The organism is Virgibacillus salarius (assembly GCF_039521925.1).
GTDB lineage: Bacteria > Bacillota > Bacilli > Bacillales > Amphibacillaceae > Virgibacillus > Virgibacillus salarius.
Window position 1 is genome coordinate 108,433 of sequence record NZ_BAAACY010000145.1, and the last position, 8,102, is coordinate 116,534.

At 37.1% G+C, this 8,102-nt stretch carries 5 protein-coding genes and 1 pseudogene; 5 read left to right on the top strand and 1 reads right to left on the bottom strand.

The window, feature by feature from the left end:
- Positions 1 to 442 precede the first annotated feature (442 nt).
- A pseudogene (locus ABDZ84_RS18055) lies at positions 443 to 1,376 on the top strand (aldo/keto reductase).
- 65 nt (positions 1,377 to 1,441) lie between these two features.
- Here the strand turns inward: ABDZ84_RS18055 and ABDZ84_RS18060 are convergent.
- Entirely contained in the window at positions 1,442 to 2,692 is a 1,251-nt protein-coding gene (locus ABDZ84_RS18060) for a DNA polymerase IV (protein ID WP_166529961.1), read from the bottom strand.
- A gap of 181 nt (positions 2,693 to 2,873) precedes the next feature.
- Between ABDZ84_RS18060 and ABDZ84_RS18065 the strand changes: the two genes are divergently transcribed.
- The 4 genes from ABDZ84_RS18065 (at position 2,874) to dacB (ending at position 7,664) form a co-directional block, all read left to right on the top strand.
- A complete protein-coding gene (locus tag ABDZ84_RS18065; protein ID WP_281949132.1) occupies positions 2,874 to 3,776 on the top strand; it encodes a DoxX-like family protein in 903 nt (300 codons plus the stop codon).
- 13 nt (positions 3,777 to 3,789) lie between these two features.
- Positions 3,790 to 4,404, top strand: a complete 615-nt coding sequence (locus ABDZ84_RS18070; RefSeq protein WP_026682152.1) for a DUF4166 domain-containing protein — start codon at positions 3,790 to 3,792, stop codon at positions 4,402 to 4,404.
- A complete protein-coding gene (locus tag ABDZ84_RS18075; RefSeq protein ID WP_051388379.1) occupies positions 4,391 to 6,019 on the top strand; it encodes a YndJ family protein in 1,629 nt (542 codons plus the stop codon). The genes ABDZ84_RS18070 and ABDZ84_RS18075 overlap by 14 nt, the downstream gene beginning before the upstream one ends.
- 163 nt (positions 6,020 to 6,182) lie before the next feature.
- The gene (gene dacB / locus ABDZ84_RS18080) at positions 6,183 to 7,664 is read left to right on the top strand and encodes a D-alanyl-D-alanine carboxypeptidase/D-alanyl-D-alanine endopeptidase (protein ID WP_051388378.1); all 1,482 of its coding nucleotides are present in this window, start codon (positions 6,183 to 6,185) and stop codon (positions 7,662 to 7,664) included.
- Positions 7,665 to 8,102 lie beyond the last annotated feature (438 nt).

Below are 8,102 nucleotides of genomic sequence, written 5' to 3' on the forward strand. Positions count from 1 at the left end.
ACTTCTTACTCAAAATACGAATAATCATATTATCAATAGGAGTAGCATTGCCGTACCGTGAAACTATACGCTCTTTCCGCGGGAACGGCCTCAGCTAACTGGGTAAAGAAAAACACGTTACCACGTGGATCTTCGGACTCGTGCTGTTCCCGCTGGAGTCTCGCTTGTTTTAGATGTTCAACGAATGATTTTAATCAAAAAACGAACGATAATTAATTTAAACTAATTATTGTTCGTTTTTTACTGTTTTTCCGTTCTTTTGTCTCAGCCTCTTTGCTTTATCCCACATATAACTAGCAGTAACCCCCACGGATTGAAGTTTCATTTTATGTGCAATGACTAATTGCATACTTTGTTTTTAAGCTATAAGCAATATCGTATCTTGAATTTAGAAAACATGTTAATATTGCATTAATCCTATCGGGAAAGGAGTTTTTACTTTATGGCTAAGCAAACGTATTTAGGGAAATCTGATATTTCGGTCTACCCAATTGGGCTAGGGACAAATGCTGTTGGTGGACATAATATTTATCCGAATTTGTTAGATGAACGTGAGGGCCAGGATGTTGTGCGTAAGGCGCTGAATAATGGGATTAATATGCTAGATACAGCCTTTATCTATGGACCAGAGCGTTCTGAAGAGCTAATTGGTGAAGTAATGAAGGAATATAAGCGAGAAGATATTATCATCGCAACCAAAGGTGCACATAAATTTATCGGTGATGATATTGTGATGGGATAATTCACCAGCATTTTTAAAACGATCAGTAGAGGATAGTTTGCGTCGTCTGCAAACAGACTATATTGATTTATTTTACATTCATTTTCCAGATGAAGATACGCCAAAAGATGAAGCTGTAGGTGCATTAAAAGAGTTAAAAGATGAAGGGAAAATTCGATCCATTGGTGTTTCTAATTTTTCTCCGGAACAATTAAAGGAAGCGAATAAAGATGGATACGTTGACGTACTGCAAGCAGAATATAATCTATTAAAACGTGATGCGGAAACGAAATATTTTCCTTATACCGAAAAAGAAAATATTACGTTCATTCCTTATTTTCCATTAGAATCAGGTTTATTAGCTGGGAAATATAATATAAATAGTACTTTCACTGATTTGCGAGCACAGAACCCTAATTTTCAAGGTGAGAAATTCGAAGAAAATCTTGCGAAAGTAAAACAGGTTAACATGATAGCTGAAGCATATGGCGAAGAGGTAGTGCATATTGTACTGGCCTGGTATTTGACACAGCCTTCGGTTAATGTTCTTATTCCTGGAGCTAAGCGTCCTGATCAAGTACTTAGCAATAAAAGAGCTGCTGAGATTTCTCTTTCGCAAGCAGATGTACAAAAAATTAGTGATATATTTGCATAGCTGTTAGTTTCCGAGCACTTTTTGCTGTAAGCAAATGGTGCTCTTTTTAAAAAGGGGAGTTTGTTTTAAGCGTAATGACCACCAATTTTTTGGCTTCTTTCTAGGGTAATTCCAGCGTCTGTGTAACTGATGGCACGGAGAATAGAAGTAGAACCATATTTGGCACGGATAGCGTCCATCGTATAACCAATATCATTTTTCTTTGCCCTGTCTTCAAACAAATTGAGCTGTGTTTCTTGTTTTTTATATAAATTATCTAATGTAACATAGGCACGACGAACGCTGCTTACTCCATCATAAAACTGTAAAAACAAATCCATACAAACATGGTAAACATCCATCGTCACATTTGTCGGGATTTGGATAGAGCGAGAACGGGAAAAACCACCTCCTGTAGCTTTAGAATAGCCGATTGCTAGATGAATCGTTTTACCAGCCATGTTAGCAGTGCGAGCTCTACGACATACTTCTTCACAAAGGTCAAGTAGACAAACTTCTGTTTCTTGCATAGAGTAATCACGTAGTAAGGAAATACCATGACCAAATCCCTTTTGTTCCGTTTTAACAAAATCACCGAGGACTGGGCTTAAATCGATTCCCCAAGCATGCCAATAAAGCTGTTCTCCCATCACCCCAAAACGTTTTTTTAAGTGATTTAAATCATAGCGTGCAAGCTGTCCCAGTGTGACAATCCCCATCTTGTTTAAATTATTCTTCATTCTACTGCCAATTCCCCATATTGCTTCTATCGGAAATGACCATAACTTTGCTTCGACATCCTCATATTTGCATTCCGCAATTCCTTGCTTTTTGGCATGAAGATCCATAACAACTTTTGCAAGGAATTTATTATCACCGATACCAATAGAGCTCGTAATTCCAAAGCATTCAAGGATGTCGTGCTTCATCCGTTTTGCCACTTCCCAACGACTGCCAAACAATTTTGTTAATCCATTAACGGTAACCCAGACTTCATCAACAGAGTATGGATGAATAGCTTCCTTAGGCACATACTGATTAATTAATTTGGTTATTTCAGCAGACACATATAAGTAATCAGCCATATGTGCACGGACAATATATAAATCTGGATCATCCGGTAGCTCAAAAAAGCGGCTGACATTGCTAATTCCATATTTTTTCTTTAAAGCTGGCGATGCTGCCAGTACAATACTTCCTGATCGGTTCGGATCCCCTACAACTGCAAGCAGGACCTTCATTGGATCTTTTCCTAATTTAATTGCTTCGACACTTGCATAAAAGGAGCGCATATCAATGCAAAGTACATCGTTGCGTGGATAAGAAGCATAGTTCATATTAATCCACCTCCGAAAAAAGAACGTTTGTTCTTATTGTATGCTGATAGCCCTATTTTATTCAATGGAAATATATGCACATATAGGTACTTATTATCAAACGAATCGTATGCTTGCCGGATAATTGTGATTATTCCCTAAAAATATATGTTATATTGGAAGAATAAGAGGAGGTGATACTATGAAGAACAAACCAATTTATGTAGAAATACCCATTCAATCGGATACAGAAACAATATGGAAATTCACACAAACACCGGACTTACATGAAAAGTGGGATTTACGTTTTTCATCTATCTCGTATTTACCAAAGGATGAAGTGAAGCAGCAACAAAAATTCTCGTATAAAACGAGAATTGGCTTTGGTTTACAAATAAAAGGCTGGGGGAGAAGTTCCGGAAGCTCCAATACAAAGGATGGATCTAAGGTATCCTCCCTGCAGTTTGGTTCAGATCAGACAGTATCCATTATTAAGGAAGGTGGAGGGTATTGGAAATACATACCACAACAAGATTCTACACTGTTTCTTACAAAATATAACTATAAAACAAGGTTTGGATACTTAGGTAAACTGTTTGATTTTTTCATTTTTCGTCCATTGATGGGATGGGCCACAGCAATCAGTTTTGCTGTGTTAAAAAGGTGGATAGAAGAAGGAGAGATGCCAACAACACAGTATTTACGTTTCTTTAGTAGTTGGTTATTCACCTTGTTATTTAGCTTTATTTGGCTCTATCATGGATTAGCTGCTAAGTTGATACACCAACATCCTGTTGAATTATCAATGGTACAAACGGCACTTTCAATCAATGTAAAACAAGCATCTGTGCTAATTATGATCACTGGAGCGATAGAAGTTATGTTTGGGTTGATGTGGCTATTCTACGAAAATAGAAGATGGTTATACATAATACAAATTGCAATTTTTCCGTTATTAGGAATCATAGCCAGTTTAACAACTCCAGATCAGCTCTTTCATCCATTTAATCCCGTAACGTTTAATTTGGCTTTGCTAGTGGTTTCTATCGTAGGGTTACACACTACTAAGAATATTCCTACAGCAAGAAGCTGTAAGCGTAAGTAAGAAGGAGTTGCAAATGTCTATTTATAAAAAGGTATTAGAAAACCAATTTTATGATCTTCACCCTATGTTACAAAGACGATATGAATTTAAAAGAAATAGTATCTTTAAAGCAACGGGAGTGATGAAATGTGTAAGAGGGGGACCAATGTGGTTATTTCCTATCTTTTGGCTAGGTAAAAAGTATAAATTATTCTTTCCTGAATCTGGAAAGAATATTCCATTTGAAATTGTAAATTCGCAAATAATAGCAAGCGATGGAACCGAACAGGTTCACTGGGAAAGAGTATTTTATTTTAATCATAAAAAGCGCTTTTTTAATGCACGTATGTATCTAAATTCCGAACAAAACCTTATCCAAGATTATCTAGGTGAACCTGCTAAGTTTTATTCCGATTTAGCACTGTCAATAACGAAAGAAGGAGGATTGCGAATTGATTCTAAAAAACAGAGACTCGTATTACCATTTATAGAAATTCCATTACCCAAAATATTTCAGGGATTGGCTACTGTAACGGAAACATATATGGAAACGAAAGCGGTGTACTATATACAGGTTCAGGTTAAAAATCCTATAATTGGAACGGTTTTCTCATATGAAGGGGAGTTTAAAAGCAATGACATTTTTTAAAGTAGCCTGTATGAATAGTGTCTTATTCATTCTGATTACCTTGTATGGAAAAGATTCTTGGTACTTATTAATATTATCTGCAGCACAATTAATTTTTGTGCCATACATGCTGCACATCATTTTAAAAGAACAAAGAGGCTGGATCCCCACTTTTTATCCATATTTTGGAATTGTCGCATCTATAGCCATTTTTGTACTGCAAATAACACAAGATTCTCCAATTGATACAATACTGGCAACCATCTATTTCATGTTTACAATCATGTTGGCAATCCTTGGGGTCAACCGTTTTCTACATAGAGGTTTTGTACATGTCGAGGAGTTTTTAATTGATATTGGACTTATTTATATGGTTATAGGTGGAGCTTGGTTTGTGGCGCATGAAGCACAGATTGATACAGGCTTTTCACCTATTATTACATGGTTAACAGCAAATCATTTTCACTATTCTGCATTTCTATTACCTGTTTCTGTCGGGCTTTTAGGAAGAGTCCATCAATCGAAATGGTATCCATTAGTCGCAACCGTTATTATCATTTCACCTATGGTTGTCGCGTTAGGAATTACGTTCTCGGTTATTTTGGAATTCGTGTCTGTCATACTTTATATCATTGGAATATATGGTTTAATTGGCTTATCATTTCAAACTTCGTTCCAAAACACGTTCCAAAAATGGTTTGTCCGTATTTCATACAGTGCATTAGGAATTTCAATACTTTTCTCACTTATATATGCACTTGGGAATCTTTCAGAGCGATTTTTTATTTCCATTGACTTCATGATACTGTTTCATGGCTTGATAAATATCATACTGTTTGCAGGAATAGGTACAATAGGCTGGTTAGTTGCTCCACCATTAAGTAAGCAAAGGGAGATAGTCTTTCCAATTAGTAAGATCAGAGGATCAGTCGTAGTAGACGAAGCAATTCTAAATGGAAAGACGGATGAACAAAGTTATAACGGGCTTATAGACTCTATGAAACAATTTGCATATGATATCGATACAGAGACGTTATCCAATACGATTATCGATTTCTATGAAAATACAAAAAGTTATCGATTATTTGCCGAAGTATATTGGCATCACTGGTTTCTACCCCTGGCAATTATCTATCGACAAATAAGCCGCTTTATAAAGCAATTGAATTTACCTTTATCCAGTAGATGTAACGAAATGACAGGAGATATACACGGGATCGCCGATCATATAGATGGCCGAAGCAATACAAGAGCATGGGTCAGAAAAATCAGTCAAGAGACTGTTTTTGTAGCGTTATATTCCCATCACCAAAGTGGGGAGCGTACTTATATGAATATTGCTTTACCATTGCCTCGTACATCCATGATTGGAATTTTGGAATTAAATCAACAAGGAGAGCATTTGCAGTTAACCAGCAAAAAAGTACGTACAACTAAAGCGGATTCGGGTATTTATTTAGTGATTAGAAATCGGTTATTTAGGTTGCCGATTGAAGAAACCTTTGATGTAGAAGAAGTAGAGGAAGGTTTACTTAAAGCCAGACATCGAATGTGGCTGTTCTCTATACCATTTTTACATATTAATTATCGTATTGAACATAAGCATCTACCACAACTTGAGAGAAAGGTGGAGTAATGTTTGCATCCGTTATTTACTATGCTGTAGTTTGCTATAAAGGAAATGAGTGGATAGGTTGTATATATAGAAGCGCGAAATCTTAAAAAAACAGGAATGAAAGACAGTCTTGTGGAAATAATGAATAAGGCCATAAACTTAAGCTATTTTGAGGTGTGTTCTTATGTTTGTACATCCTAAGGGTATAGGGTGGCTGGTTATTTTAGGATTGATCGTTACTGTATGTATAGCTTCTTCTGTGTCTTGCACTGCAACAGCGGCTAATGGAAAAGGAGAGAGCTATAGTATGAAGCAAGAGCTAGATTCATATATCTATAAAGAACCAAAATTAAAGGGCGGATTAATTGGGGTAAGTATTCGACAAGCGGATACAGGCAAAATAATTTATGAGCATATGGGAAATACTCGGTTTCGACCTGCCTCTAATATGAAGTTGTTAACTGCAGCGACGAGTATATCCGTGTTGGGAAAGGATTATCAATTTTCTACAGAATTACGTACTAATGGGACGATAAAGCAGGGGAGGTTGAATGGAAATCTGTATTTAGTTGGAAAAGGGGACCCTACCTTGTTGCCAGAAACCTTTGACATGTTCGCAGCAAAGTTAAAAGCAATGGATATTGATCATATTTCTGGAGATATAATCGGTGACGATACATGGTATGATGCAGTTCGCCTCTCACCAGATATGATTTGGAGTGATGAGCATTATTATTATGGTGCACAAGTATCTGCATTAACAGTTTCTCCAGACAAGGATTATGACGCGGGAACTGTCCGTTTAGAAATACAATCAGGTGGAATTGGTGAAAAGCCACAAGTATCCATGTCACCAAAAAACAATTATATAGAAATAAAAAATGAAGCAATAACGGTAAAAGCTGAGCAAGAAGAAGACCTCATCATAGAACGTGAGCACGGGACAAATATCGTATCAGTGTCAGGAATAATCCCTAAAGCCAAAGAGCCGATCAAAGAGTGGATAGCTGTCTGGGAACCCACTGGCTATGCACTGGACTTACTTAAGCAGGCTTTAGTCAAGCAGAATATAACATGGCATGGAGTAGTGAAAAGTGGCGAGGCACCTATAGAATCGAAATTGCTTTTCACGCATTCATCTATGACGTTAGCAGAGCTGCTTATTCCATTTATGAAACATAGTAACAACAGTCTTGGAGAGATTTTAGTAAAGGAAATGGGAAAAAAAGTATACGGAGAAGGAAGCTGGGAGCAAGGAATCGAGGCGCTAAAGAGACAATTAAAGCGGTTTGGTTTGAATCAAGAAAAACTACTTATTCGTGATGGTTCAGGAATATCACATGTAACATTAATACCACCAACCGCAATTACCCAATTATTATACGCTGTTCAAAAAGAAGCGTGGTTTCCAAGCTTTATAAAGTCACTTCCAGTAGCTGGGGATTCTGATCGGCAAATAGGAGGGACGTTACGTTATCGAATGCCTGATTTAGTTGTGCAAGCTAAAACAGGGACAATTTACGGTGTTAGTACATTATCGGGCTATGCTGAAAAAAGCAATAAAGAAAAGCTAATATTCTCCATTATGATTAACAATCTAATTGATGAAGAGGAAGGAAAGGTAATAGAGGATCAACTATTGGAAATTATAGTGGATACAGATTAAAACAACTAAATAAATGAAATAAAAGCTGTTGTAGTAAAGCAATAGCTTTTTTATAGTCTAGGAAATGCCCATGTGGATAAATAGGGGGTTGTTGAGCCGTGTCCAACTCCAACGCCCAGAAATGAGGCGACTTCACGAATTTCCCTACACGATAAGTCACCATCGGCTCGCAAGCACACCATGATTTCTTTATCTCCGTTGACTTGCTCCAGTAGCTACGTTTCTAATCGGGCACTTGCGCTTTTGTTCTTAGTTAAGAAAGTATAAAATCAGTGCAATGACTGCGTTAAGCCAAGTAGTTATTTTGAAATGTTTGATGTATATTGGCAATGCTCCGACTAATTACTTCGCTTTCCGCGGGCACGGTCTCAACTAACTTTGCAAAGAAGAACACGTTGCAAAGTGGATTTTCGGCTCGCGCTAATCCCGCAGGAGTCT

What these genes read in the sequence shown, in the direction of transcription:
- dacB (WP_051388378.1), top strand. Translation starts at nt 6,183, where the DNA reads ATGTTTGTACATCCTAAGGGTATAGGGTGGCTGGTTATTTTAGGATTG.
- ABDZ84_RS18070 (WP_026682152.1), top strand. Translation starts at nt 3,790, where the DNA reads ATGTCTATTTATAAAAAGGTATTAGAAAACCAATTTTATGATCTTCAC.
- ABDZ84_RS18060 (WP_166529961.1), bottom strand. Translation starts at nt 2,692, where the DNA reads ATGAACTATGCTTCTTATCCACGCAACGATGTACTTTGCATTGATATG.
- ABDZ84_RS18065 (WP_281949132.1), top strand. Translation starts at nt 2,874, where the DNA reads ATGAAGAACAAACCAATTTATGTAGAAATACCCATTCAATCGGATACA.
- ABDZ84_RS18075 (WP_051388379.1), top strand. Translation starts at nt 4,391, where the DNA reads ATGACATTTTTTAAAGTAGCCTGTATGAATAGTGTCTTATTCATTCTG.